General features: G+C 69.6%; 21 protein-coding genes and 1 tRNA gene. 10 read left to right on the top strand and 12 right to left on the bottom strand.

The annotated features are described in order from the left end of the window. Positions 1-138 precede the first annotated feature (138 nt). From Q7J39_RS03755 to Q7J39_RS03765, 3 genes are read left to right on the top strand one after another with little or no spacing between them, the layout of a single operon-like run. Positions 139-1,185, top strand: coding sequence for an aspartate-semialdehyde dehydrogenase (locus tag Q7J39_RS03755; protein ID WP_304820565.1), 1,047 nt, complete (start codon positions 139-141; stop codon positions 1,183-1,185). A gap of 19 nt (positions 1,186-1,204) precedes the next feature. Further along, a complete protein-coding gene (locus Q7J39_RS03760; protein WP_304820567.1) occupies positions 1,205-1,651 on the top strand; it encodes a GNAT family N-acetyltransferase in 447 nt (148 codons plus the stop codon). Then, on the top strand, positions 1,651-2,280 hold the full coding sequence (locus Q7J39_RS03765) for a glutathione S-transferase family protein (RefSeq protein ID WP_304820569.1): 630 nt from the start codon (positions 1,651-1,653) through the stop codon (positions 2,278-2,280). The genes Q7J39_RS03760 and Q7J39_RS03765 overlap by 1 nt, the downstream gene beginning before the upstream one ends. Here the strand turns inward: Q7J39_RS03765 and rpoN are convergent. From rpoN to Q7J39_RS03795, 6 genes are all read right to left on the bottom strand, one after another. After that, a complete protein-coding gene (gene rpoN / locus Q7J39_RS03770; protein ID WP_304820571.1) occupies positions 2,277-3,767 on the bottom strand; it encodes an RNA polymerase factor sigma-54 in 1,491 nt (496 codons plus the stop codon). The two genes, Q7J39_RS03765 and rpoN, sit on opposite strands and share 4 nt — an antisense overlap. A 153-nt stretch (positions 3,768-3,920) precedes the next feature. Beyond that, positions 3,921-4,655: an LPS export ABC transporter ATP-binding protein gene (gene lptB / locus Q7J39_RS03775; RefSeq protein ID WP_304820691.1), complete on the bottom strand. Its 735-nt coding sequence runs from the start codon at positions 4,653-4,655 to the stop codon at positions 3,921-3,923. A gap of 25 nt (positions 4,656-4,680) precedes the next feature. After that, positions 4,681-5,241, bottom strand: a complete 561-nt coding sequence (locus Q7J39_RS03780) for an LptA/OstA family protein (RefSeq protein ID WP_304820573.1) — start codon at positions 5,239-5,241, stop codon at positions 4,681-4,683. 36 nt (positions 5,242-5,277) lie between these two features. After that, positions 5,278-5,898, bottom strand: coding sequence for an LPS export ABC transporter periplasmic protein LptC (gene lptC / locus Q7J39_RS03785; RefSeq protein WP_304820575.1), 621 nt, complete (start codon positions 5,896-5,898; stop codon positions 5,278-5,280). A gap of 7 nt (positions 5,899-5,905) precedes the next feature. Further along, a complete protein-coding gene (locus tag Q7J39_RS03790) occupies positions 5,906-6,523 on the bottom strand; it encodes a ribonuclease D (RefSeq protein ID WP_304820577.1) in 618 nt (205 codons plus the stop codon). 49 nt (positions 6,524-6,572) lie between these two features. Continuing rightward, positions 6,573-6,659: transfer RNA gene (locus Q7J39_RS03795), tRNA-Leu, on the bottom strand. Between the two features lie 154 nt (positions 6,660-6,813). On the opposite strand from Q7J39_RS03795, the gene Q7J39_RS03800 reads away from it, so the two are divergent. After that, complete coding sequence (locus Q7J39_RS03800; RefSeq protein ID WP_304820579.1) at positions 6,814-7,788, top strand: complex I NDUFA9 subunit family protein; 975 nt, start codon at positions 6,814-6,816, stop codon at positions 7,786-7,788. Between the two features lie 10 nt (positions 7,789-7,798). Here the strand turns inward: Q7J39_RS03800 and Q7J39_RS03805 are convergent, their stop codons facing one another. Further along, positions 7,799-8,605: an undecaprenyl-diphosphate phosphatase gene (locus Q7J39_RS03805; protein WP_304820581.1), complete on the bottom strand. Its 807-nt coding sequence runs from the start codon at positions 8,603-8,605 to the stop codon at positions 7,799-7,801. A 223-nt stretch (positions 8,606-8,828) separates the two neighbouring features. On the opposite strand from Q7J39_RS03805, the gene Q7J39_RS03810 reads away from it, so the two are divergent. Next, positions 8,829-10,265, top strand: coding sequence for an NAD(P)-dependent oxidoreductase (locus Q7J39_RS03810; protein WP_304820583.1), 1,437 nt, complete (start codon positions 8,829-8,831; stop codon positions 10,263-10,265). 5 nt (positions 10,266-10,270) lie between these two features. Next, on the top strand, positions 10,271-14,833 hold the full coding sequence (gene gltB / locus Q7J39_RS03815) for a glutamate synthase large subunit (protein ID WP_304820584.1): 4,563 nt from the start codon (positions 10,271-10,273) through the stop codon (positions 14,831-14,833). A 156-nt stretch (positions 14,834-14,989) separates the two neighbouring features. On the opposite strand, the gene Q7J39_RS03820 is transcribed toward gltB, so the two are convergent. Continuing rightward, the gene (locus tag Q7J39_RS03820) at positions 14,990-16,171 is read right to left on the bottom strand and encodes a citrate synthase (protein ID WP_304820585.1); all 1,182 of its coding nucleotides are present in this window, start codon (positions 16,169-16,171) and stop codon (positions 14,990-14,992) included. An 88-nt stretch (positions 16,172-16,259) separates the two neighbouring features. Between Q7J39_RS03820 and Q7J39_RS03825 the strand changes: the two genes are divergently transcribed. From Q7J39_RS03825 to queG, 4 genes are read left to right on the top strand one after another with little or no spacing between them, the layout of a single operon-like run. Then, positions 16,260-17,330, top strand: coding sequence for a citrate synthase/methylcitrate synthase (locus Q7J39_RS03825; RefSeq protein ID WP_304820592.1), 1,071 nt, complete (start codon positions 16,260-16,262; stop codon positions 17,328-17,330). A 56-nt stretch (positions 17,331-17,386) separates the two neighbouring features. After that, positions 17,387-18,319 carry a cation diffusion facilitator family transporter gene (locus Q7J39_RS03830; protein WP_304820593.1) on the top strand — a complete coding sequence of 311 codons (933 nt, stop codon included), beginning with the start codon at positions 17,387-17,389 and terminating at the stop codon, positions 18,317-18,319. A 41-nt stretch (positions 18,320-18,360) separates the two neighbouring features. Then, positions 18,361-19,035, top strand: coding sequence for a glutathione S-transferase family protein (locus Q7J39_RS03835; protein ID WP_304820594.1), 675 nt, complete (start codon positions 18,361-18,363; stop codon positions 19,033-19,035). Continuing rightward, the gene (gene queG, locus Q7J39_RS03840) at positions 19,016-20,125 is read left to right on the top strand and encodes a tRNA epoxyqueuosine(34) reductase QueG (RefSeq protein WP_304820595.1); all 1,110 of its coding nucleotides are present in this window, start codon (positions 19,016-19,018) and stop codon (positions 20,123-20,125) included. The genes Q7J39_RS03835 and queG overlap by 20 nt, the downstream gene beginning before the upstream one ends. On the opposite strand, the gene Q7J39_RS03845 is transcribed toward queG, so the two are convergent. From Q7J39_RS03845 to Q7J39_RS03860, 4 genes are all read right to left on the bottom strand, one after another. Continuing rightward, positions 20,122-20,769 (bottom strand): glutathione S-transferase family protein, encoded by a 648-nt coding sequence (locus tag Q7J39_RS03845; protein ID WP_304820596.1) that lies wholly within the window; start codon positions 20,767-20,769, stop codon positions 20,122-20,124. The genes queG and Q7J39_RS03845 overlap by 4 nt on opposite strands. A gap of 60 nt (positions 20,770-20,829) precedes the next feature. After that, a complete protein-coding gene (locus tag Q7J39_RS03850; protein ID WP_304820598.1) occupies positions 20,830-21,648 on the bottom strand; it encodes a crotonase/enoyl-CoA hydratase family protein in 819 nt (272 codons plus the stop codon). Between the two features lie 11 nt (positions 21,649-21,659). Then, complete coding sequence (locus tag Q7J39_RS03855; RefSeq protein WP_304820599.1) at positions 21,660-22,577, bottom strand: glutathione S-transferase family protein; 918 nt, start codon at positions 22,575-22,577, stop codon at positions 21,660-21,662. A 95-nt stretch (positions 22,578-22,672) separates the two neighbouring features. Beyond that, positions 22,673-23,458, bottom strand: a complete 786-nt coding sequence (locus Q7J39_RS03860) for a 3-hydroxybutyrate dehydrogenase (RefSeq protein ID WP_304820600.1) — start codon at positions 23,456-23,458, stop codon at positions 22,673-22,675. Between the last annotated feature and the right edge of the window lie 56 nt (positions 23,459-23,514).

Here is a 23,514-nt window from a genome sequence, read left to right on the forward strand (position 1 = left end):
CCGGGCTCTCGGGGCCTGGGGGTTCGCGCGTGCTCGCCGCGTAGCAACCCCCAGCACCCCGCCGGAAGGTCGGGTGCTTGAAGGTCTCTACAGACTTGAAGACAGCCCCGCCCTCCGGTCCAAATCGGAGAATGAGCCATGTCTGTCCAAGCTGAACTCGAAAATCCCGCCCGCCAGCGCCTGCGCAACGTCGCCATCGTCGGGGCCACCGGCGCGGTGGGCGCCGAGCTGATCGGCTGCCTGGAGCGCCGCGGCTTCCCGGTGGCCCAGCTCAAGCTGCTGGCCTCGGTCCGGTCGGCGGGCAAGACACTGATGTTCAAGGGCCGGCCCCTGGTGGTGGAGCCCCTCACCGCCGAGGCCTTCGACGGCGTCGATATCGCCCTGTTCTCGGCCGGCGCCGCCATCAGCCGCGAGTTCGCCCCCCTGGCCGCGGCCCGCGGCTGCGTCGTGGTGGACAATTCCTCGGCCTTCCGCATGGATCCGGCCACGCCCCTGGTGGTGCCGGAGGTCAATGGCGGCCTGTTGGCCAGTCGCCCGATGATCGTCGCCAATCCCAACTGCGTGGCGGCCATCGCGGTGATGGCGCTGGCGCCCCTGCACGCCCGCAACCCCATCGTCCGGGTTATCGGGGCCACCTACCAGTCGGCCTCAGGCGCGGGCGCGGCGGCCATGGCCGAGCTGGAGCTGTCCACCGCCGCCCACCTGGCCGGCGAGGCTTTCGCACCCAAGGTCCTGCCGCACCCCTACGCCTTCAACGTCTTCAGCCACAACACCGCCATCGACCCCGCCACCGGCTACAATGGCGAGGAGACCAAGGTGATGGACGAGATCCGCAAGCTGATGGCCGCGCCCGACATGCGGGTCTCCTTCACCTGTGTCCGCGTGCCGGTGCTGCGCGCCCACTCCATGGCGCTTACGCTGGAGTTCGAGGGTCAAGTAACGGCCATGGAGGCCCTGTCCTGGCTGGCCGACGCGCCGGGTGTGCGCCTGGTGAACGACAGCGAAAACAACCATTTCCCGATGCCCAGCGAAGCGACCGGCGTCGATGACGTGCTGGTCGGTCGGCTACGTGGTGACGCGTCCGATCCCACCGGCCGCTCCCTGACCCTTTTCCTGGCGGGCGATCAGCTCCTCAAGGGCGCCGCCTTGAACGCCGTCCAGATCGCCGAGCAATATGCCCTCTGATCCCTCCACGGAGACCAACATGTTGGAGATCCTCCCCATCCCCAAGGCGCCCCAGCACCGGGGCGCCTGGCAGGCCCTGTTCCAGGCCTATGGCGACTTCTACAAGCGGCCCATGACGGCGGAGATCTTCGACACCGTCTGGGCCTGGCTGAACGATCCGGCCCATGAGGTGGAGGGCGTGCTGGCGGTGCTGGACGGCCAGCCCGTGGGCATGGCCCACTTCCGCCGCATGCCCCGGCCGCTCTACGGCGCGGAGGTCGGCTTCCTCGACGACCTCTTCGTCGACCCGCAATGTCGGGGTCACAAGGTCGGCGAACAGCTCATCGCCCACGTCGCGCAGGTGGCCCGAACCCGGGGCTGGGCCACGGTTCGCTGGCTCACCGCCGACGACAACTACCGGGCCCGGGCCCTCTACGACCGGGTCGGGCGCAAGTCCCACTTCAACCTCTACGAACTGGTCCCCTGATGTACGAGCTCCACTACGCCCCCGGCACGGCCAGCCTGCTGCCCCACATGATGCTCCGCGAGTTGGGCGTCCCCTTCGAGCTGAAGCTGGTGGACCGGGAGGCCGGCGAGCAGGCCGGCGCCGACTACCTGAAGCTCAACCCCCACGGCCGCATCCCGGTGCTGGTGGCCGACGGCAAGCCCCTCTACGAGACCGCCGCCATCGCCCTGCACCTGGCCGACCGCCATCCGGGCCTGGCCCCAGCCGTGGGCGAACCCGACCGGGCCGAGCACTACAAGTGGATGGTCCACCTGGCCAACACCACTCAGGCCGAGTTCCGATCCTGGTTCTATCCCCATGAGTACGTGACCCACCCGGGCCACATCGACTCGGCCAAGGCGGCGGCGGGCCGGCGGATGATGGCCAATTTCGAGGTCATCGCCGGCCAGCTCGAGGGCCGCGACTGGCTGCTGCCGTCGGGGTTTTCAGCCGCCGACCTCTACCTGCTGATGCTGGTCCGCTGGGGCCGCACCCTGCCCCGTCCGGCCCGTGACCTACCCGTCCTGGCCGCGCACGCGGCCCGCGTCCTGGCCCGCCCGGCGGTGCTGGAAACCTTTGAGCTGGAAGGTCTCTCGGCGCCGTACGTCTAGGCGTGCTTGAGGACCCGGCGGCGCTCGACCGAGGACGGGATGCGCATGGCCTCCCGGTACTTGGCCACGGTGCGGCGGGCGATATCGACCCCGGTTTCCTTGAGGATCTCGACGATCCGGTCGTCGGAATGCACCTCCGCCTCGGCTCGCTCGGTGTCGATCAACTGCTTGATCTTGTGCCGCACGCTCTCGGAGGAATGGGCCTCGCCGCCGTCGGAATTGGCGATGCCGGAGGTGAAGAAGAACTTGAGCTCGAACATGCCGCGCGGGGTGGCGATGTACTTGTTCGACGTCACCCGGCTGACCGTGGACTCGTGCATCCCGATGGCGTCGGCGACGGTCTTCAGGTTCAGGGGGCGCAGGTGCTCGACCCCGTAGGCCAGGAACCCGTCCTGCTGGCGCACGATCTCGCTGGCCACCTTCAGGATGGTCTTGGCCCGCTGGTCGAGGCTCTTCACCAGCCAGTTGGCGCTGGCCATGCAGTCGGCGACGAACACCTTCTCCTGGTCGGTCCTGGCGCCTGCCGAGACCCGGGCGTGGTAGCGCTGGTCCACCAGCAGGCGAGGCAGGGTGTCGGAGTTGAGCTCCACGTGCCACAGGCCGCCCAGGCCCTCGCGCACATAGACGTCCGGCGCCACCGGCTGGCTGGGCTCGCCGCCGAAGGCCGCGCCGGGCCGGGGCGTCAGGGCCCGCAGCTCGGCGATCATGTCCTTGAGGTCTTCGTCGTCGACGCCGCAGGCCTTGCGCAGGGCCGAGAGGTCGCGCTTGGCCAGCAGGTCCAGATTGTCCAGCAGGGCCATCATGGCCGGGTCGCAGCGATCGCGCTCCTTGAGCTGCAGCATCAGGCACTCGCGCACGTCGCGGGCGAAGACGCCGATGGGCTCGAACCGCTGCAGCATGCGCAGCACGTCTTCCAGGAAGGTCAGGTCACAGCCCAGCCGCCCGGCGGTCTCGGCCATGTCGACGCGCAGGTAGCCGCCCTCGTCGACGCTATCGACCAGGACGGTTGCCGCCGCATACTCGATGCCGCCGAAGCCTGCGACCATCAGCTGGTCGTAGAGGTGCTCGGCGAGGGTCTTCTCGCGGGTCAGGCGCTGCTCGAAGTCGTCGGTGTCCTCAAAGGAGCCGCCCTTGCCGGCGCGCGACCAGTCCACCGCCCCGCCCGCGTCACCGGCGCCCTCGGCGTCACCGGTGTTGCGTTCCCCCGGCGAGGCCTCGGCCTCGTGGGTGACGTCCATGTGCGCCTCGGCGGCGCCCTCGGGAATGCTGTCGGAGGCGAAGTCCTCGGCGTCGCGGGGGCCGGCCTCCACATCGGGTTCGGAGTCGCGTTCGTCGCGCTGGAGCAGCGGGTTCCGCTCCAGTTCGCCTTCCACATAGGTCTCCAACTCCATGTTGGACAGCTGCAACAGCTTGATGGCCTGCTGCAGCTGGGGGGTGATCACCAACCCCTGGCCTTGCCGCATCTCTAAACGCGCGCCGAGCGCCAAAATCGCCTCCTGGCCTGTTTCTTGCTGGACAGGCTAGGCGTGCAATCACGAGCGATTGGTTAACCGGGCCGCGACCTTTTGGTTAACCATGTTTTTTGTCCCCCAATTCTTGGGGACAACGGCCTGCAGCGCTTCAGAATGCGGCCGGCGCCATCAGCCGAAGCGTTCGCCCAGATAGACACGGCGGACTTCCGGATCATCGACGATCTCGGCCGGCGTGCCCTCGAACAGCACCTCGCCCGCATGGATGATCGCGGCGCGGTCGATGATGTCCAGGGTCTCGCGGACATTGTGGTCGGTGATCAGGATGCCGATCCCGCGCCCCTTCAGGAACGAGATCACCTCGCGGATGTCGGAGATGGCCAGGGGGTCGATGCCGGCGAAGGGCTCGTCCAGCAGCATGAAGGAGGGCTCGCTGGCCAGGGCGCGGGCGATCTCCACCCGGCGGCGTTCCCCGCCCGACAGCGAGATGGCCGGCGCCTTGCGCAGGTGCTCGATGTGCAGGTCGGTCAGCAACTGGGTGACCGTGGCGCGGGCCTCCGACATGTCCTTGGCGCGCAGCTCCACCACGGCCATGACGTTCTCTTCCACCGTCATGCCGCGGAAGATCGAGGTTTCCTGGGGCAGGTAGCCCACCCCCATGCGGGCGCGCTGGTACATAGGCTGGGCGGTGATGTTTTCGCCGTCCAGATAGATCGCGCCGTAGTCGGCGGGGATCAGGCCGGTGATCATGTAGAAGCAGGTGGTCTTGCCGGCGCCGTTGGGACCCAGCAGGCCCACCACCTCACCGCGACGCAGGCTCAGCGTCACGCCCTTGACCACCGGGCGGCCACGGAAGGACTTGCCGATATTATCGACCACCAGCCCCTCGCCGACGAGACCGGGCAGGGCGTCGAAGTTTTCCGACTTCACCCTAGCGCCGCGCGGCGGGCTGTCCCGCCTGCTGCTTGGGATAGAGGACGGTGCGCACGCGGCCGGGCTTGTTGCGCCCCTTCACGCCGCTCTGCATCTGGGCGTCGCCGGTGGCGATCTTGATCACCAGCTTGGAGCCGCGCAGCACGTTCTGGGCCTGGGCGGCCACCACGTCGCCGGTGATGGTGATGGTGTCGGCCGCCGCGTCATAGACCGCCGCGTCCCCCCGCACCCGCTGCTGTGGCGTTACGTAGTAGACCGAGCCGCTGGCCTCCATGCGGTCGAGCTGGTTGCCGCAGGCCGCACCGGCTTGGCCGGTCCCGCCCGGCTTGGCCGAGGGATTGGGCTTGTAATAGATCTTCAGGACGTCGGCCCGCAGGCGAACCGTGTCCTGGAGCGCCTCGGCCCCGCCGGAATAGGTGGCCAGGCACTTAGCGTTGATCACCTCCAGCTCATCGGCGGTGATATCCACCGGGGCGTCGGAGTTCTGCGCCAGTTGCGCCGCGGCCGGACCGGCCGCGATCAACCCGCAGGCGAATGCGCCCGCCGCCCACTGCTTCATTTTCGCGAACCTGATCATGCCCATGCCGTTCGAAGCCTAGTGTGACTCGACGCGCGTGTGTACGCCGCCCTTGAACACCATGCGTTCGCCCTTGTCGTACACGCCATAGGACTTCGCGATGATTTCGCCAAGCGCGCCGGCTCCCTTGATCTCACCCGCGCCTTCGAGTTCTCCGGTCGCGGTATTGAAGATGGAGGTGGCGGTGGCGAAATTCACGTCCCCCCCGTTCAATTTCACGCCACCTTCGAGATTCAGCACCCGCTTGTCCTCCCGATAGACCCCGGCCTTGGCCGAAATGCGGGTCGGGCGCGGCCCTTCCTCGTCGAGGATCAGCATAGGGGTGTCGAGCATGACGCGCTGGTAGTCCTTGGGATCGCGCACCGCGACCTTGGCGGTCAGGACAAAGGCGCGACCCTTGTCGTCCCGACCGAGAAAGCGGGGATTGACCAGCTGGATGGGAGCGTCGGCGTCCTGAGGCTTGTCCTTGGCGCCGTCCAGCGTGCTCTGGATGACGAAACCCACCATGATCAGCAGGATCAGCCCAATCACCGCCGGCAGCAGCACCCGCAAGCGCCGAACCAGGCGCGAGCGCTTCCGCCAGCGCTCGAAGTCGGCGCTGTAGGGGGCGTGGCTCTGGTCGGCGAAGGCGGTGGTCACCCGACCCTCACATATGGGCGAAGATGTCGACCTCTTCCCAGCCGGCCACATCGAGCAGGGCGCGGTGAGGCAGGAAGTCGAAGCAGGCGCGCGCCAGATGGTCGCGGCCCTCGCGCACCAGCATGGCGTCCAGCCGGTCGCGCAGGGCGTGGAGGTGCAGGACGTCGGAGGCGGCGTAGGCGATCTGGTCGTCGGTGAGCTTGGCGGCGCCCCAGTCGGAACTCTGCTGGGCCTTGGACATGTCGATCCCGGCCAGTTCCTTGGACACGTCCTTCAGGCCGTGACGGTCGGTATAGGTCCGCGCCAGCTTCGAGGCGATCTTGGTGCAGTAGACCGGCGCGGTGACCACGCCGAGATGCAGATAGAACATGGCGATATCGAAGCGGCCGAAGTGGAAGATCTTGGTGACAGCCGGATCGGTCATCAGCGCCTTGAGATTGGGCGCGTCATAGGTGGCGCGGTCCAGCTGCACCAGGTGGGCGTCGCCCTTGCCGTCGGAAATCTGCACCACGCAGAGCGGGTCGCGGCCGAGCCGCAGGCCCATGGTCTCGGAATCCACCGCGACCGAGGTTGCGCCGGCGAAGGCGCCCTTGGGTAAATCGCCGATGTGCAGATGATTCGCCAAGGTCGCCTCGCTCCGGCGCAAACTAGATCCTCTCCTATATGGAGAGGGATGGTGCCCAGGAAAGGACTCGAACCTTCACGGCCGTTAAGCCACTGGCACCTGAAGCCAGCGCGTCTACCAATTCCGCCACCTGGGCCCGATCCACCGGATCGCGCGAGGGGGGTTCCTTAGGGCGCCGCCTCTGCCCGGTCAACGCCCCGCTTCACCTTCCTTTCAAGTCGCATTGCGGCGCGGGGTCGGTTCGTCTATCGCAAGCCTTCCAAGAGCCACTCAAATCCGGGCGAAACTCCATGCAGGATCTGGTCACCGTCTTCGGCGGTTCGGGCTTCGTCGGCGCCCAGGTCGTCCGCGCGCTGGCCAAGCAGGGCTGGCGGGTGCGGGTCGCCGTGCGCCAGCCGCACCTGGCCTATAAGATGCGCCTGCTGGGCGACGTCGGTCAGATCGAGGTCGTGCAGGCCAATATCCGCAACGAGGCCTCCATTCGCCGCGCCGTCGAGGGCGCGCACGCGGTGGTGAACGCCGTGGGCGTGCTCTATGAGACCGGCCGCCAGAAATTCCAGAGCGTGCACGCCATGGGCGCGCGCAATGTCGCGGCGGTGTCCAAGGCCGCCGGTGTCGACACCCTGGTGCAGATCTCGGCCATCGGCGTCGATGCGGAGTCGGGCTCGAAGTACGCCCGGACCAAGGCCATGGGGGAGAACGCCGTGCGGGAGGCCTTCCCCGGCGCCATCCTCATTCGCCCGTCGGTGATCTTCGGGCCCGATGACCACTTCTTCAACAAGTTCGCCGAGATGGCGGTGATCAGCCCGGCCCTGCCGCTGATCGGCGGCGGCGAGGGAAAGCTGCAGCCGGTGTTCGTCGGCGACGTGGCCAAGGCCGTGGCCCGGGCCGTCACCGACCCGGCCTGCGCCGGCCAGACCTATGAGCTGGGCGGTCCGCGGGCCTATTCGTTCCGCGAGCTGATGGAGCTGCTGATGGCCGAGATCGGCCGCAGGCGGTTCCTGGTTCCCCTGCCCTTCGCCATCGCCGCCCTGATCGGCAAGGCCTGCGAGATCCTGGCCCTGACCCCCTGGACCCCGCCGCTGACCGAGGACCAGGTCGAGCTGCTGAAGAGCGACAACGTGGTGTCGGGAACCCTGCCGGGCCTGGCCGAACTCGGCGTCGAGGCCACCGCCGTCGAGGGTATCGTCCCGGCCTACCTCTACCGCTTCCGCAAGGGCGGCCAGTACGCCGACGAGGTCGAGCGCCTGACGGCCATCGCCTAGCCTCTGACGGCTATTGGCTGGCCATCGCCAGCCAGACCAGACCACCCGCCCCCACCACGATCCGCCACCAGGCGAAGGGCGCGAAGCCGTGGCGGCCGACAAAGTCCACCAGGGCGCGGACGACGATGAAGCCGACGATGAAGCTGACCGCGAAGCCGAGCGCGATGATGCCCGCCTGGTCCATGCTGAGCGCGTCCTTGTTCTTGTAGAGGTCGACGGCGAAGGCGCCGGCCATGGTGGGGATGGCCAGGAAGAAGGAAAACTCGGCGGCGGCTTTCTTCTCCACCCGCATCAGCATCGAACCGACGATGGTGGCGCCCGACCGGGAGACCCCGGGGACCAGGGCCAGCGTCTGGAACAGGCCCACCACCAGGGAGGTCTTCCAGGTCAGCTTCATGGCGTCCTCCTCACGGGGCGTCGGCGCCCAGCGGTCCAGGGCCAGCAGGCCGATTCCGCCGATGATCAGCGACCAGCAGATCAGGCGCGGGCTCTCGAACAGAATCTCCTTGATCACGTCGTGCAGGGCCAGGCCCAGGACCGCCCCGGGGATGAAGGCGATCAGCACCGACAGGGCGAACCCGCGGGCCTCGGCGCTGGTGGGCAGGCCGATCAGCACCTTCCACAGCTTGCCGAAATAGAGCGCCACCACCGCCAGGATCGCGCCCAGCTGGATCAGCACCGCGAAGGTGTCCCAGAACCCGTTCGGCAGGCCCAGGAGGGACTTGGTCAGCAGCAGGTGGCCGGTGGAGGACACCGGGATGAACTCGGTCACCCCCTCGACGATGCCCAGGATGATGGCGGCGATCCAGTCGGACATGCGGGCAACTTTCGGCACGGGATGAAGAGGACCCCAAGGGGCGGGATCAGGGTAAATTTGAGGTTCATCCCATTTATGGACCAATATTGTTGAGAACGTGGGCGGGCGGGGCGCGAAGCTTGAGCAAGGCAGGTGATATAATCTAGTTTGTGGACCATCATATTCCGGCCCCTTGAAAAGGCGCGTAAAAGCCTGTCGCCCATGAGGGGGCGGAGGACCGGCCATGGCCGAGCGGATGCTGAAGTTCACGGTTGTCGAGCGGACCACGCCCCCCAAGCGGGCGGCCGAGGCGCGTTCGGGGGATTTCCACGAAATCTACGCCGACTTCATCGACGCCAAGGCCAGCGAACAGGCCTCGCGCTGTTCGCAGTGCGGGATCCCCTTCTGTCAGACCCACTGCCCGCTGCACAACAACATCCCCGACTGGCTGCGGATGACCGCCGAGGGCCGGCTGCAGGAGGCCTATCAGCTTTCCCAGGCCACCAATTCCATGCCGGAGATCTGCGGCCGCATCTGCCCGCAGGACCGGCTGTGCGAGGGCTCCTGCACCATCGAGCAGTCGGGACACGGCACCGTCACCATCGGCGCCGTCGAGCGCTACCTGACCGACAAGGCCTGGGAGGAGGGCTGGGTCCAGCCGCTCATTCCCGGCCGCGACCAGGGCAAGTCGGTGGGGATCATCGGGGCGGGACCGGCCGGCCTGGCCGCGGCCGAGCGGCTGCGGGAGATGGGCTACGCCGTCACCGTCTATGACCGCCACGACCGGGCCGGCGGCCTGCTGATCTACGGCATCCCCAGCTTCAAGCTGGAGAAGGACGTGGTGATGCGGCGCACCCAGCGGCTGGCCGACGGCGGGGTCGTGTTCAAGCTGGACTTCGAGGTGGGCCTCGACGCCACCCTCGATGAGCTTCGCGACACGCATCACAGCGTGCTGATCGCCACCGGCGTCTATGCCGACCGCGACCTGGTGGTCCCTGGCGCGGGCTCGGCGGGGGTGACCCCGGCGCTCGACTACCTGATCGCCTCCAACCGGGCGGGCCTGGGGGACGAGGTTCCCGAGTTCGCCTCGGGCGAGTTGCACGCCAAGGGCCGCGACGTGGTGGTGGTGGGCGGCGGCGACACGGCCATGGACTGCGTCCGGACCGCCGTGCGCCAAGGGGCCAGGTCGGTGACCTGCCTCTACCGCCGTGACCGCGCCAACATGCCGGGCTCGGTCCGCGAGGTAGCCCACGCCGAGGAGGAGGGCGTGGTCTTCGAATGGCTGGCCGCGCCGCGCGCCGTGCTGGGCAAGGCCAATAGGGCCACCGGGGTCCGCGCCGCCCGCATGCGCCTGGGCGCGTCCGACGCCACCGGCCGCGCCGCGCCGGAGGAGATCGAGGGCGCCGACTTCGAGGCCCCCGCCGACCTGGTGATCAAGGCGCTCGGCTTTGATCCCGAGGACCTGCCGCGCGCCTTCGCCGCCCCGGACCTGGCGGTCAGCCGCTGGGGCACGGTGAAGGCCGACTTCGCCACCCTGATGACCAACCTGCCCGGCGTGTTCGCGGCCGGTGACATCGCCCGCGGCGCCTCCCTGGTGGTCTGGGCGATTAAGGACGGCCGCGACGCCGCCGACGCCATCCACCGCTACCTGACGGAACCCGCGCTCGTCGCGGCGGAGTGAAGATGATGAGCCAGTTTCCAGAGTGGGCGGGTGAGGATACGCAGCGCTACCTCGCCAACCGCCAGAAGCTTATCGACGGCCACGCCTATGATCCCGACTCCGAACGGGACGCCTGCGGCGTGGGACTGGTCTGCGCCCTGGACGGGCAGCCGCGCCGCGAGGTGGTGGAGCTGGCGATCCGGGCGCTGAAGAGTGTCTGGCACCGGGGCGCCATCGACGCCGACGGCAAGACCGGCGACGGCGCGGGCGTGCTGGTCTCCGTGCCCCAGGACTTCTTCGCCGACCAGGTGAAGCGCACGGGGCACAAGCTGCGGCCCGGCCCCATCGCGGTGGGCCAGGTCTTCCTGCCGCGCAACGACCTCAACGCCCAGGAGGCGGCCCGCACCATCGTCGAGGCCGAGGCCCTGCGGTTCGGCTTCTACATCTATGGCTGGCGCCAGGTGCCGACCGACACCCGGGTGATCGGCGAAAAGGCCAACGCCACCCGCCCCGAGATCGAGCAGATCATGCTGGCGGGCCCCGCCGGCCTGGAGGGGGAGGCCCTGGAGCGGGCGCTGTTCCTGTGCCGCAAGCGCATCGAGAAGCGGGTGCTGGCCGCCGGCATCCAGCAATTCTACCTGTGCTCGCTGTCGGCCCGCTCGCTGATCTACAAGGGCATGTTCCTGGCCGAGCACATCGACGCCTTCTATCCCGACCTGACCGACGAACGGTTCACCGCCGCCGTGGCGATCTTCCACCAGCGCTATTCCACCAACACCTTCCCGGAATGGCGGCTGGCCCAGCCGTTCCGGATGCTGGCGCACAACGGCGAGATCAACACCAAGAAGGGCAACCTGAACTGGATGAAGAGCCACGAGATCCGCATGGCCGCCGACGCCTTCGGCGACTTCGGGGACGACGTGAAGCCGGTGATCCAGGATGCCAGCGGCTCGGATTCCATGGCCCTGGACAACACCTTCGAGGTGCTGGTCCGGGCGGGCCGCGACGCCCCCATGGCCAAGGCCCTGCTGATCCCCGAGGCCTGGGCGCACAAGAGCGACGAACAGATCAGCCCGGCCCACAGGGCGCTCTACGCCTATTGCAACGCGGTGATGGAGCCCTGGGACGGGCCGGCCGCCATCTGCGCCACCGACGGCCGCTGGGTCGTGGCCGGCAAGGACCGCAACGGCCTGCGCCCCCTGCGGGTGACCTATACCGACGATGGCTTGCTGATCATGGGCTCGGAGGCTGGCATGTGCCGGGTCGACGAGGCCCGCATCGTGCGCAAGGCCCACATCCAGCCGGGCCGCATGGTGGCCGTCGATCTGCTGGAGGGCCGCCTCTACGAGGAGGACGAGATCATCGACCGCCTCGCCGCCCAGCATCCCTATGACCAGTGGCTGGGCAACATGGTGGACCTGGAGGCCCAGATCGCACCGGGTCCGGAACCTCGCGCCTATGGCCGCGAGGAGCTGACGCGGCGCCAGGCCGCCGCCGGGATGAGCCTGGAGGACCTGGAGCTGCTGCTGGCGCCGATGATCGAGGACGGCAAGGAGGCGGTGGGCTCCATGGGGGACGACGCGCCCCTGGCGGTGCTGAGCGACCAGTACCGGCCGCTCAGCCACTTCTTCCGGCAGAACTTCAGCCAGGTGACCAACCCGCCGATCGACAGCCTGCGGGAAGCCGGGGTCATGAGCCTGAAGACCCGGTTCAAGAACCTCGGCAACATCCTGGCCCAGGACGAGGCGCAGACCGACGTCTTCGTGCTGGAAAGCCCGGTGCTGACCACCGGCATGTACCAGCGGATCATGGGCATCATCGGCGAGGCCTCGATGGCCAGCATCGACTGCACCATGCCGATCCCGGCCGACGCGGGGCGGCCCGGCGACGCCCTGCGGGCCAATCTCGACCGCATCCGCGCGGAGGCCGAGGATGCGGCCCTGCGCGGCTGCGCCACCATCGTGCTCACCGACGAAGCCTCGGGGCCGGGCCGGGTGGGCCTGCCGATGATCCTGGCCACGGGCGGGGTCCATTCCTGGCTGGTGGCCAAGGGCCTGCGCTCCTACGTCTCGATCGTCGTGCGGTCGGCCGAGTGCCTCGACACCCACTATTTCGCGGTGCTGGTGGGGGTCGGGGCGACGGCGGTGAACGCCTATCTGGCCCAGGAAAGCTTCCAGGACCGGCTGGAGCGCGGCCTGACCGGGGCGCTGACGCTCCACGACGTCTGCGCCAACTTCAAGCACGCCATCGAGGGCGGGCTCTTGAAGATCATCGCCAAGATGGGGATCGCGGTGATCTCCTCCTATCGCGGCGGCTACAACTTCGAGGCCGTGGGCCTGAGCCGCGCCCTGGTGGCGGAGTTCTTCCCGGGCATGCCCTCGCGCATCTCCGGCATCGGCCTGGCCGGTCTGGAGGCCAAGGCCGTCGAGGTGCATCGGCGCGCCTGGGATCCGGGCGCCGTGAGCCTGCCGGTGGGGGGGCTCTACAAGGCGCGGTCCGCCGGGGAGAGCCACGCCTTCGAGGCCCGCATGATCCACACCCTGCAGGCCGCCTGCAACAGCGGCGACTATGCCGCCTACCAGCGGTTCTCGGCCGGGATGCGCCGCCAGCCCACCATCCAGCTGCGCGATCTGCTGGACTGGCGGTCCGGCGAACGGCCGGTGGCGTTGGACGAGGTGGAGAGCGTCAACGAGATCCGCAAGCGCTTCCTGACGCCCGGCATGAGCCTGGGGGCGCTGAGCCCCGAGGCGCACGGGGTGCTGAACATCGCCATGAACCGGATCGGGGCCAAGAGCGTCTCCGGCGAGGGCGGCGAGGATTCAGCCCGCTACAAGCCCCTGCCCAACGGTGACAACCCCAACTCGGCGGTCAAGCAGATCGCCTCGGGACGGTTCGGGGTGACGGCGGAATATCTCAACCAGTGCCGCGAGATCGAGATCAAGGTCAGCCAGGGCGCCAAGCCCGGCGAGGGCGGGCAGTTACCTGGGTTCAAGGTAACTGAGCTGATTGCACGTCTGCGGCACGCGACGCCGGGCGTCATGCTGATCTCGCCCCCGCCGCACCACGACGTCTATTCCATCGAGGACCTGGCCCAGCTCATCTACGACCTGAAGCAGATCAACCCGACCGCGCGGGTCTGCGTGAAGCTGGTGGCCATGACCGGCATCGGGGCGATCGCCGCCGGCGTGGCCAAGGCCAAGGCCGACGTGATCCTGATCTCCGGCAATGTCGGTGGCACCGGGGCGTCGCCGCAGACCTCGATCAAGTATGCCGGCGGCCCCTGGGAGATGGGCCTGTCGGAGGCCAACCAGGTCCTAACCCTGAACAACCTGCGTCACTCGGTCCGCCTGCGGGCCGACGGCGGCATGCGGACAGGCCGCGACGTGGTGATCGCCGCCATGTTGGGGGCGGAAGAGTTCGGGATTGGAACCGCGAGCCTGATCGCCATGGGCTGCATCATGGTGCGCCAGTGCCATTCCAACACCTGCCCGGTGGGGGTCTGCACCCAGGACGAGGCCCTGCGGGAGAAGTTCTCCGGCAGCCCGGAGAAGGTGATCAACCTCTTCACCTTCATCGCCGAGGAGGTCCGCGAGATCCTGGCCTCGCTCGGCTTCAAGTCGATCCAGGAGATCGTCGGCCGCACCGACCTGCTGCAGCAGGTCTCCCGCGGCGGCGAGCACCTGGACGACCTCGACCTCAACCCCCTGCTGGTGATGGCCGACCCGGGGTCGAACCCGCGCTATTGCGTGGTGGAGGGGCGCAACGAGGTGCCCGACACCCTGGACGCCCAGATCGTCCGCGACGCCGCCCCCCTGCTGGAGCGGGGCGAGAAGATGCAGCTGACCTACACGGTGCAGAACACCGCGCGCGCCATCGGCTCGCGGACCTCGTCGCACATCGTGCGGCGGTTTGGGATGACCGGTCTGCCGGCCGGGCACCTGACCGTGCAGCTCAAGGGCTCGGCGGGTCAGAGCCTGGGAGCCTTCGCGGTCCAGGGCCTGCGCATCGAGCTGACCGGCGAGGCCAACGACTATGTCGGCAAGGGCCTGTCGGGGGCGACCATCATCCTGCGGCCTTCTCCGCACCTGGCGGCGCCGGAGGCCAACGCCATCCTGGGCAACACCGTGCTCTATGGCGCCACCTCAGGCCGGCTGTTCGCGGCGGGCCTGGCGGGCGAGCGGTTCGGGGTGCGCAACTCCGGGGCCGTGACCGTGGTCGAGGGCTGCGGCGCCAACGGGCTGGAATACATGACCGGCGGCCGGGCGGTGATCCTGGGACCGGTGGGCTTCAACTTCGCCGCCGGGATGACCGGGGGCATGGCCTATGTGCTGGACCTGCACGACCGCTTCCTGACCCACCTGAACACCGACAGCGTGGTGGTACAGCGGATCGGGACCCGGGCCTGGGAGGCCGAGCTGCACGGCCTGGTGGAGGAACACGCCCGGGAGACCGGCTCAGCCTTCGCCGCCGGCATCCTGCGCGACTGGGACCGGCATCTTGGAAAGTTCTGGCAGGTGGTCCCCAAGGAGATGGTCCACCGCCTCGACAAGCCGCTGGCCGAGGAAGAGGCGGTGCATCACCGGGCGTGAGGCAGGGCGGAGAGGGCCTAGCCCCTTCCGTCTCGTCGCTGCGCGCCGATCCACCTCCCCCGGAGGGGGAGGAATTTCGCGCTCCCAATTCCTCCCCCAGCGCGCAGCGCGTGTCGGGGGAGGTGGCGCGCGCCGGCAGGCGCGTGACGGAGGGGGCTAGGACACCTCCACCCCCACATACCTAGCCCTCGGCCGGATCAGGGCGCCGGTCTGGCCCTGTTCGATGGCGTGAGCGATCCAGCCGGCGCAGCGGGCGGTGGCGAAGAGGGCGAAGGGGGCTTCGCGGGGGAGTTTGAGGGCGTCGGAGATGGCCACCAGGGCGAAGTCGATATTGGGCGCCAGGCCGGTGATGTCCTCGGCTGCAGCCCGCAGGCTGGCCATCTCCGGGGTCAGGTCGAAGCGGTCCAGCAGGGCCGCCGCGCGAGGATCGCGGTCGGGGTAGAGCTGGTGGCCGAAGCCCGGCAGGACCCGGTCCTCGGCCAGGCGGGCGGCGATCACGGCGCGCGCGCCGCCCTGGGCGGCCTCGGCCGCGAAGCCCCGGATGGCGGCGGGGGCTCCGCCATGACGCGGGCCTGACAGGGTGGCGAGGCCCGCGAGCGCAGCGGCGGCCAGGGACGCACCCGTGGACGCCGCGACCCGGGCGGCGAAGGCCGAGGGGTTGAGCTCGTGGTCGGCCAGCAGCACCAGCACCCGGCGCACCAGGTCCGCCCCCGGCCCGCCGGGCCCCAGGCCCCAGGCGAAGGCCAGGCGGTTATGGATCGCCCCGCCGCCCACCTCGCCGGCGATGGCGTCGGTGAGCACGTCCAGCAGGGTGGCGGCCTCGACGGCCAGGGCCAGGGGATGGCGGCCGAGCGCGGGCGGATCGACCCCCGCCCGCGCCGCCAGCGCCAGGAAGGCCCGCGCCGTCATGTCGGGCGCTTGCGGCGGCTGGGGCCGGTCGGTGCGCTTCAGGGCCGCGCCATGGCCGCCGCGCAGCAGCCGGGCGACGGACTCAAGCGTCTCGGTCTCGGCCAGTTCGACGGCGTCGCGGCCGCGATAGAACAGCCGGCCCTGGGCGATTGTGGTGATGGCGGAGACCAGCACCGGCTCGCCCCAGGCGATGGCGCCGGCCGCCACCTCCGAAGCCTTGCGGCTGCGGGTCTTGCGCTGAACCAGGACGGCGATGTCGGCGGCCCGGTAGAGGCTGCGGCGCGGGTCGGCGGGATCGATGCGGGTCTGGACCCGGCCGCGGCTGACATAGGCGTAGAGGGTCTGGGGCCGGACGCCGAGGCGTTCGCGGGCCTCGTCGGCGCCGATCCAGTCACTGGCCTTGGCTTGTGGGGTCTTGGTCTGCGGCATCAGATGTTGATTATGTTGATCAAGATTGACGCGTCCAGCTTGGCGGCAAATATCGCGGTTAGCAAGAGCTTGGAAAAGGAGCCCTCCCATGTCGGACGGACTTGAAGACGTCGTCGCCGCCCACACCGTGATGTCCGACGTGGACGGCGCGGCCGGCCGGTTGATCATCCGTGGCCGGTCGCTGGACGACTTGGCCGGCCGCGCCAGCTTCGAAGAGGTCACCCGCCTGCTGTGGGACGGGTTCTTCGACCACCTGCCCGCCGACCTGGTGGGCCCCCTGGCCGCCGCCCGGGCCGAGGTGTTCGCCGAGGTCTCGGCCATGGACACCGGAATCCTGACGCTTTCCCCCATCGAGGCCATGCGGGCCCTGACCGCCCGGCTGGCGGACGGGGACGACCTGGCCGTCGCCCTGCGCCTGCTGGCCGCACCGGCGGTGTTCACCGCCGCCGTGGTGCGGGGCCAGGCCGGCGACGCGCCCATCGCGCCCGACACCTCGCTGGGCCACGCCGCCGACATCCTGCGCATGCTGGGCAAGGCGCCCGACCAGGCGCAGGCCGAGGCGCTGGACACCTATCTGGTGACGGTGAGCGACCACGGGCTGAACGCCTCGACCTTCGCCGCCCGCGTGGTGGCCTCGACGCGGGCGGGCCTGGGGTCGGCCGTGCTGGCCGGGATCAGCGCCCTGAAAGGCCCTCTGCACGGCGGCGCGCCGGGCCCGATCATCGACATGCTGGACGGCATCGGCGGGGCGGAGAACGCCCGGCCCTGGATCGAGGCGGCCCTGGCCCGTGGCGACCGGCTGATGGGCTTCGGCCACCGGGTCTACCGCGTCCGCGACCCCCGCGCCGATGCGCTGAAGGGCGCCATCCGGCGGATGGGAACCCGGTCCGGGCGGCTGGAATTCGCCGAGGCCGTGGAGCGCGCGGTGCTGGAGATCCTCAAGGCCCACAAGCCCGACCGGTCCCTGGACACCAATGTGGAGTTCTACACCGCCCTGCTGCTGGAGGCCCTGGCCTTCCCGCCGCAGGCCTTCACCTGCGTCTTCGCCATGGGCCGCACGGCCGGCTGGATCGCCCATGCCCGCGAGCAGCTGGCCGGCGGCCGCCTGATTAGGCCGCAGTCGGTCTATGTGGGGCCGACCCCGCGAGCCGCGGCGTGATGACCTGAGAGTCGTTAGCGCTGGGGTCGCGTGCGGGGCCGCACTAGATAGGGGCCATGCACGCCCCCGCCGGCCTCGACCCCAAGACCGCCGCCGCCCTGACGCGGAAGATCACCCTGCTGTCGGTGGCCACGGCCACGGTGCTGGTGGTGATCAAGGCCGGGGTCTGGCTGATCTCCGGATCGGTGGCGCTTCTTGCGTCAGCGGCGGACTCGGGGCTGGATCTGATCGCCAGCCTGGTGACCTTCTACGCCGTCCGCTACGCCCAGGCGCCGCCGGACGCCGAGCACCGCTTCGGGCACGGCAAGGCCGAGGCCTTCGCCAGCCTGACCCAGGCGGGCCTGGTCTTCGCCTCGGCCGCCCTGATCGGCCAGGAGGCGATCGTCCACATCCTGCATCCAACCCCGGTCGCCAACGAGGGCTGGGCGGTGGCGGTGATGGCCGTCTCCACGGTGCTGACCGGGCTGCTGATCGTGGCCCAGGGCCGGGTTCTGAAGCAGACCAGCTCGGTGGCCGTCTCCGGCGACCGGGCCCACTACATGACCGACGTGGCCTCCAACCTCATCGCCCTCCTGGGCATCGGGGCCGCGGCCTGGCTGGGCTGGCATAGCCTGGACGCCATCGCCGGGCTGATCGTCGCGGCCCTGCTGCTGTGGGCGGCCATCGGGGTGTTCCGCGAGGCCTCCGGCCAGCTGCTGGACCATGAGCTGCCGGACGCCGACCGTGTCCGCATCGTCGAGCTGGTGGCCCAGGACCCGCGCCTCACCGATGTCCACCAGCTGCGCACACGGGCCTCGGGGCCCTATGTCCATATGCAGATGCATGTCGACCTCGATCCGGACCTGACCCTGGAGGCCGCGCACCGGGTGATCGTCGAGGCCGAGGGGCGGATCCTGGCGGCCTTCCCCCATGCCGACATCCTGATCCATGCCGACCCGCGCGGGCGGGCCGAGCCGCACGGCGGGGCGTTCGCGGAACAGGCGCAGTAAACGCGCCCTTAACGCCGCCTGTGGTAGGCCGCGTCATCCCCATGACCCCCGACCGCACCCTGCACCACTTCCCCCTCGATCCCGCCTCGCGCCAGGTGCGTCTGGCGCTGGGGGAAAAGCGCCTGGCCTTCACCGAACAGACGGTGCGCTACTGGGAGCGGCCCAAGGAGCTGGTGAGCCTCAACGCCTCGGGCCTGACCCCGGTGCTGACGGAAGGCCCGCTGGTGCTCTGCGAGAGCCGGGCGATCCTGGATCACCTGGAAGAGACCTATCCCGAACCCGCCCTGCTGGGCCGCGAGCCCGCCGAGCGGGCCGAGGCCAGGCGCCTGCTGCAATGGTTCGACCGCAAGTTCGACTACGAGGTCGGCGGCTTCATCCTGCACGAGAAGATGGAGAAGCGGCTGCTGGGCCTGGGCGCCCCGGACCTGGCGTCGCTGCGCCAGGGGCGCGAGGCGCTGCGGGGCCACATGCTCTATATCGACAGCCTCCTGGCCGACCGCGACTGGCTGGCCGGGACGCGGCTGTCGCTGGCGGATTTCGCGGCCGCGGCGCACCTGTCGGTGATCGACTATTTCGGCGACGTGCCCTGGGCGGACTTCCAGGCCGTCAAGACCTGGTACATGAAGCTCAAATCGAGGCCGGCCTTCCGGCCGCTGCTGGCCGACCGCTGGCCCGGCCTCGCGCCGGCGCCGCATTATGACGACCTCGACTTCTGACCTGATCGCCGCCAAGGCCGCCGAGCTGGGCTTCGACGCCTGCCGCTTCGCGCGCGTCGACGAGGCCTGGGCGGCGGGCGGGCGGCTGCACGACTTCATCGACCAGGGCCGCCACGGCGAGATGGACTGGATGGCCACGACCGCCGAGCGCCGCGCCCATCCCAACGCCATGTGGGGCGGGGCGCGGTCGGCCATCATGCTGGGGGTCAACTATGGTCCTGAGACCAATCCCCTGGAGGCCCTGGCCCACCGCGACCGCGGCGTCATCTCGGCCTATGCCCAGGGCGACGACTATCATGAGCTGATCAAGGGGCGGCTGAAGCAGCTGGCCAGTTGGCTGGCGAGCAAGTTCGGCGGCGAGCTGAAGGTCTTCGTCGACACCGCGCCCTTGATGGAAAAGCCGCTGGCGGCCCGGGCCGGCCTCGGCTGGCAGGGCAAGCACACCAACCTGGTGAGCCGGGAGTTCGGATCGTGGCTGTTCCTGGGCTCGATCCTGACCGAGCTGGAGCTGGCCCCCGACGCCCCGGAAGTCGATCACTGCGGGTCGTGCCGGGCCTGCCTGGACATCTGCCCGACCAAGGCCTTCCCGGCGCCGTTCCAGCTCGACGCCCGGCGCTGCATCTCGTACCTGACCATCGAGCTGAAGGGGCCGATCCCACGGGAGTTCCGGGCCGCGCTCGGCAACCGCATCTATGGCTGCGACGACTGCCTGGCGGTCTGCCCCTGGAACAAGTTCGCCGAGACGGCGCGGGAGCAGCGGCTGCACGCCCGCGACGCGCTCAAGGCGCCGGGCCTGCGAGAGCTGGCGGCGCTGGATGACCCCAGGTTCCGCACCCTGTTCTCCAAGAGCCCGGTGAAGCGCATCGGCCGCGAGCGTTTCGTGCGCAACGTGCTCTATGCGGTGGGGAATTCGGGGGACGTGGGCCTGGCCGAGGTGGCCGAGACGCTGCTGGTCGATCCCTCGCCCCTGGTTCGCGGCGCGGCGGTCTGGGCGCTGGGGCGGCTGCTGGATGCGGAGGCGTTCGAGGTGCTGCGGATCGCGCAGAAGGAAGCCGATGCCGATGTGCTCTTGGAGTGGGACGCCGCCTAGCCGCCCTGCCACGTCGCGGCGGGCCCATCGCCCTGCGCCGCCTTCGCCCTGACGAACGCTTCGCGTCCCTGCAGCCGCCCCCAGTACGCCGCCACCGCGGGCGTAAACCGCGCGTGCAGCCCCAGGGTCTGCGCCAGCAGCAGGGCGTAGCCCACCGAGATGTCCGCCCCCGTGAACCGTCCCGCGCAGTACCAGCCACCATTGGCGGCCAGGCGCGGCTCGAGCCCCTTGAGCCGGGCGTTGAACCAGCGGCCGTAGTCGTCGGCGACCTGGGGGTTGCGGCGGTCCTTGGGCTCCAGGCGCGTGTAGCGGAGCACCAGGGTCTGGGGGAAGGTGAGCGTCGCCTCGCCGAAGTGCAGGCCGTTGAGCCAGTCGCCATAGGCCGGGTCGCCGGGTTCCACCGAGAGCGGCGTCGGGCCGTCGCGGGTGGCCAGATACTGGATGATGGCGGCGCTCTCGGTCATCCGGGTCGCGCCGTCCACCAGCAGGGGGATGGTGCCCAGCGGGTTTTCCGCCAGGTACTCCGGCGCCAGCACCCGGGGCGGGAACGGCAGCAGCTTCAGTTCATAGGGCAGCCGCAGCTCCTCCAGCGCCCAGAGGGCGCGGAAGGAGCGGGCGTCGGCGCAGTGGAAGAGTGTGAGCATTTTTTCCTTGTCGCGTGACGGGCGCCGAAACCGGTGTCCACTTTCGGCTGTCACGCTTCCTCAGTCAGCGTAGACCGCCGCGCGCTTCTGCATGTTGGACATCACCGCCTCCACCTGGTTCGGCGAACCGATCAGGGCGCCCTGTTCCTGGCTTTCGGCCAGCAGGATGGCGTGCTGGTCGGCGTCGTGCGCCATGTCCAGCAGGCGCTTGGAGCCCTTGATGGCGTGCGGGTTCTTGCTGGCGATCTCGGCGGCCAGGGCCAGGGCCTCGGCGCGGGGATCGGCGCAGACGCGGGTGGCGAAGCCCAGGCGCAGGGCCTCCTGCCCGTCGAAGATGCGGCCGGTATAGGTCAGCTCCCGGGCCACGTCGTCGCGCACCAGGCGCTTCATGAGCACGATGCCGCCCATGTCGGGGACCAGGCCCCACTTGATCTCCATCACCGCCATGCGGGTGTCGGCGGTGACGAAGCGCAGGTCGGCGCCGAGCGCCAGCTGGAAGCCGCCGCCGAAGGCCACCCCATGGATGGCGGCGATCACCGGCACGGTCTGCTCGCGCCAGACCATCACCGCGTGCTGGGCGCGGTTGGAGCCGCCCGGCGTGCGCTTGGGGGTCAGCAGGGCCTCGCCCGTGGAGGACTGGCCGCCCGCGCGCTCGCCCGAGGCCATCTTGCCGAAATTGCCCATGTCGAGGCCGGCGCAGAAGGCCTTGCCCTCGCCCGACAGCACGATGGCGCGAACGCCCGGCCGGGTCTTCAGCGCCTCGCCGGTGTCGATCAGGGCCTGAAACATGTGGTCGTCGAGGGCGTTCATCTTGTCGGTGCGGACCAGGCGCACGTCGGCGACGCCGTCCTTCAGATCAACCTTGATGCGGTCTTCCATGGCGGGCTCCTTCAAAGGGGTCGGGCGCGCACGGCCACGTAGCCGGCGCGGGGGAAATGGATATGCAGGGCGCCGAGGTCGGCGGAGTCCCGGCGGATCACCAGCCGGTCAGGCGTGGCGGCCACCAGGGTCCCGGCGATGGGATCGCGGCCATAGTCGTCGGCCATCACCGTCACATGGGTTCCGGGATCGAGGCCCAGGGCGTCGGCGGGATCATGGGCGGGGGTGGGCCCGGGCATGGTGTCGCGGGCGATCTCCAGGGCCACGCGGCCGGCCATCTCCTCGCGGGCGCCTTCGCCCAGGGCCATCATCTTCTCGGCCCAGTCGGGGATGCGGGTGAGGCCGGTCATCAGGGTCTTGGCCGTCGCCGGCAGGACATTGCTGAGCCAGACGACGTTCATATAGGCCGCGACGTCGGCGAGGCCGGGCCGGTCGCCCGACAGGAAGGGATGGCCCGCCAGGCCCTGGTCGATCCAGGCGGCGTGGGCGCGCCATTGCGGCCGCATGACGCCGGCCGCGCCCTTCATGGCGGCGACATCGAAGGGGCGGCCCGAGAGCTTCTCGCGGTCGTCGAGGAAGGCCTTGGGCACAGCGTCGCCGATCTCACCGAAGATCACCGGCACGGTGGTCTGGAAGAACAGCCGGTCGGCCCAGAAATTCACCGCCCAGTCGAGGCCGGTGACGGCGGGCGGGTTGGGGGCGCGGCGCTCGATCTCGGCCAGGATCACCTGGGTGTCGCAGTAGACATCGGCGCCGATCTGCATGACCGGCGCGCGCCGGTAGCCGCCGGTCAGCGGGGTGAGGTCCGGCTTGGGCATCATGTTGGGGGTGATCACCGAGGACCAGGCCAACCCCTTCAGCCCCAGGAAACAGCGCACCTTCTGGGAGAAGGGCGAGGCCTCGTAGTGGTGCAGGATGATCCCGGTCATGACGTCTCCCCGGCAGGTTCGATGGCCTGCGCGAGGCTTACGCTGTCACGGAATTGGACGGCGCGAAACTCTGACGCGGCGTCAGCAGGGTCGCTCTAGGCCGCGGTCCAGCCGCCATCCACCGACAGGTTGGCGCCGGTCATCTGCTTGGCGGCGGGGGAGCAGAGGAAGACGGCGATGGCGGCCACCTCTTCGGGGGTGACGAACTGCTTGGTGGGCTGGGCGGCCAGCAGCACGTCGTTGATCACCTGCTCCCGGGTCAGGCCGCGCGAGGCCATGGTGGCGGGGATCTGGTTTTCCACCAGGGGTGTCCAGACATAGCCCGGGCTGATGCAGTTGACGGTCACCCCGTGGGGGGCGAGCTCCAGGGCCGCGGTCTTGGTGAGACCCACGACCCCGTGCTTGGCGGCCACATAGGCCGACTTGAAGGGCGAGGCCACCAGGCTGTGGGCCGAGGCGGTCGAGATGATCCGGCCCCAGCCGCGGGCCTTCATCCCCGGCGTCACCGCGCGGATGGCGTGGAAGGCGGCGGTCAGGTTGATGGCGATGATCTGGTCCCACTTCTCCACCGGGAAGTCCTCGATGGGGGAGACGAACTGGATGCCGGCGTTGTTGACCAGGACATCGACGGCGCCGAACGCCTGCTCGGCGGTGGCGATCATGGCGGCGATTTCCTCGCCCCTGGTCATGTCGGCGGGGGAATGGAGGCAGCGGACGCCGAACTCTGCTTCGATGCCGGCGCGGGCGGTCTCGATGTCCTCGGGCTTTCCAAAGCCGTTGATCATGATGTTGGCGCCCTCGGCGGCGAAGGCGCGGGCGATGGCCAGGCCGATCCCGCTGGTGGAGCCGGTGACCACGGCGGACTTGGATTGCAGGATCATGGCGGCGGTCTCCGAGCGAACCGGACGTGGTTGGCCCCCAGGCTCATATTGCGGCG

This window comes from Phenylobacterium sp. (assembly GCF_030651185.1).
Classification (GTDB): domain Bacteria; phylum Pseudomonadota; class Alphaproteobacteria; order Caulobacterales; family Caulobacteraceae; genus Phenylobacterium.

Coding starts and splice junctions, on each gene's coding strand:
- Q7J39_RS03755 (WP_304820565.1), top strand. CDS start 139: ATGTCTGTCCAAGCTGAACTCGAAAATCCCGCCCGCCAGCGCCTGCGC.
- Q7J39_RS03760 (WP_304820567.1), top strand. CDS start 1,205: ATGTTGGAGATCCTCCCCATCCCCAAGGCGCCCCAGCACCGGGGCGCC.
- Q7J39_RS03765 (WP_304820569.1), top strand. CDS start 1,651: ATGTACGAGCTCCACTACGCCCCCGGCACGGCCAGCCTGCTGCCCCAC.
- Q7J39_RS03780 (WP_304820573.1), bottom strand. CDS start 5,241: ATGAAGCAGTGGGCGGCGGGCGCATTCGCCTGCGGGTTGATCGCGGCC.
- Q7J39_RS03800 (WP_304820579.1), top strand. CDS start 6,814: ATGCAGGATCTGGTCACCGTCTTCGGCGGTTCGGGCTTCGTCGGCGCC.
- Q7J39_RS03805 (WP_304820581.1), bottom strand. CDS start 8,605: ATGTCCGACTGGATCGCCGCCATCATCCTGGGCATCGTCGAGGGGGTG.
- Q7J39_RS03810 (WP_304820583.1), top strand. CDS start 8,829: ATGGCCGAGCGGATGCTGAAGTTCACGGTTGTCGAGCGGACCACGCCC.
- gltB (WP_304820584.1), top strand. CDS start 10,271: ATGAGCCAGTTTCCAGAGTGGGCGGGTGAGGATACGCAGCGCTACCTC.
- Q7J39_RS03820 (WP_304820585.1), bottom strand. CDS start 16,171: ATGCCGCAGACCAAGACCCCACAAGCCAAGGCCAGTGACTGGATCGGC.
- Q7J39_RS03825 (WP_304820592.1), top strand. CDS start 16,260: ATGTCGGACGGACTTGAAGACGTCGTCGCCGCCCACACCGTGATGTCC.
- Q7J39_RS03830 (WP_304820593.1), top strand. CDS start 17,387: ATGCACGCCCCCGCCGGCCTCGACCCCAAGACCGCCGCCGCCCTGACG.
- Q7J39_RS03835 (WP_304820594.1), top strand. CDS start 18,361: ATGACCCCCGACCGCACCCTGCACCACTTCCCCCTCGATCCCGCCTCG.
- queG (WP_304820595.1), top strand. CDS start 19,016: ATGACGACCTCGACTTCTGACCTGATCGCCGCCAAGGCCGCCGAGCTG.
- Q7J39_RS03845 (WP_304820596.1), bottom strand. CDS start 20,769: ATGCTCACACTCTTCCACTGCGCCGACGCCCGCTCCTTCCGCGCCCTC.
- Q7J39_RS03850 (WP_304820598.1), bottom strand. CDS start 21,648: ATGGAAGACCGCATCAAGGTTGATCTGAAGGACGGCGTCGCCGACGTG.
- Q7J39_RS03855 (WP_304820599.1), bottom strand. CDS start 22,577: ATGACCGGGATCATCCTGCACCACTACGAGGCCTCGCCCTTCTCCCAG.
- Q7J39_RS03860 (WP_304820600.1), bottom strand. CDS start 23,458: ATGATCCTGCAATCCAAGTCCGCCGTGGTCACCGGCTCCACCAGCGGG.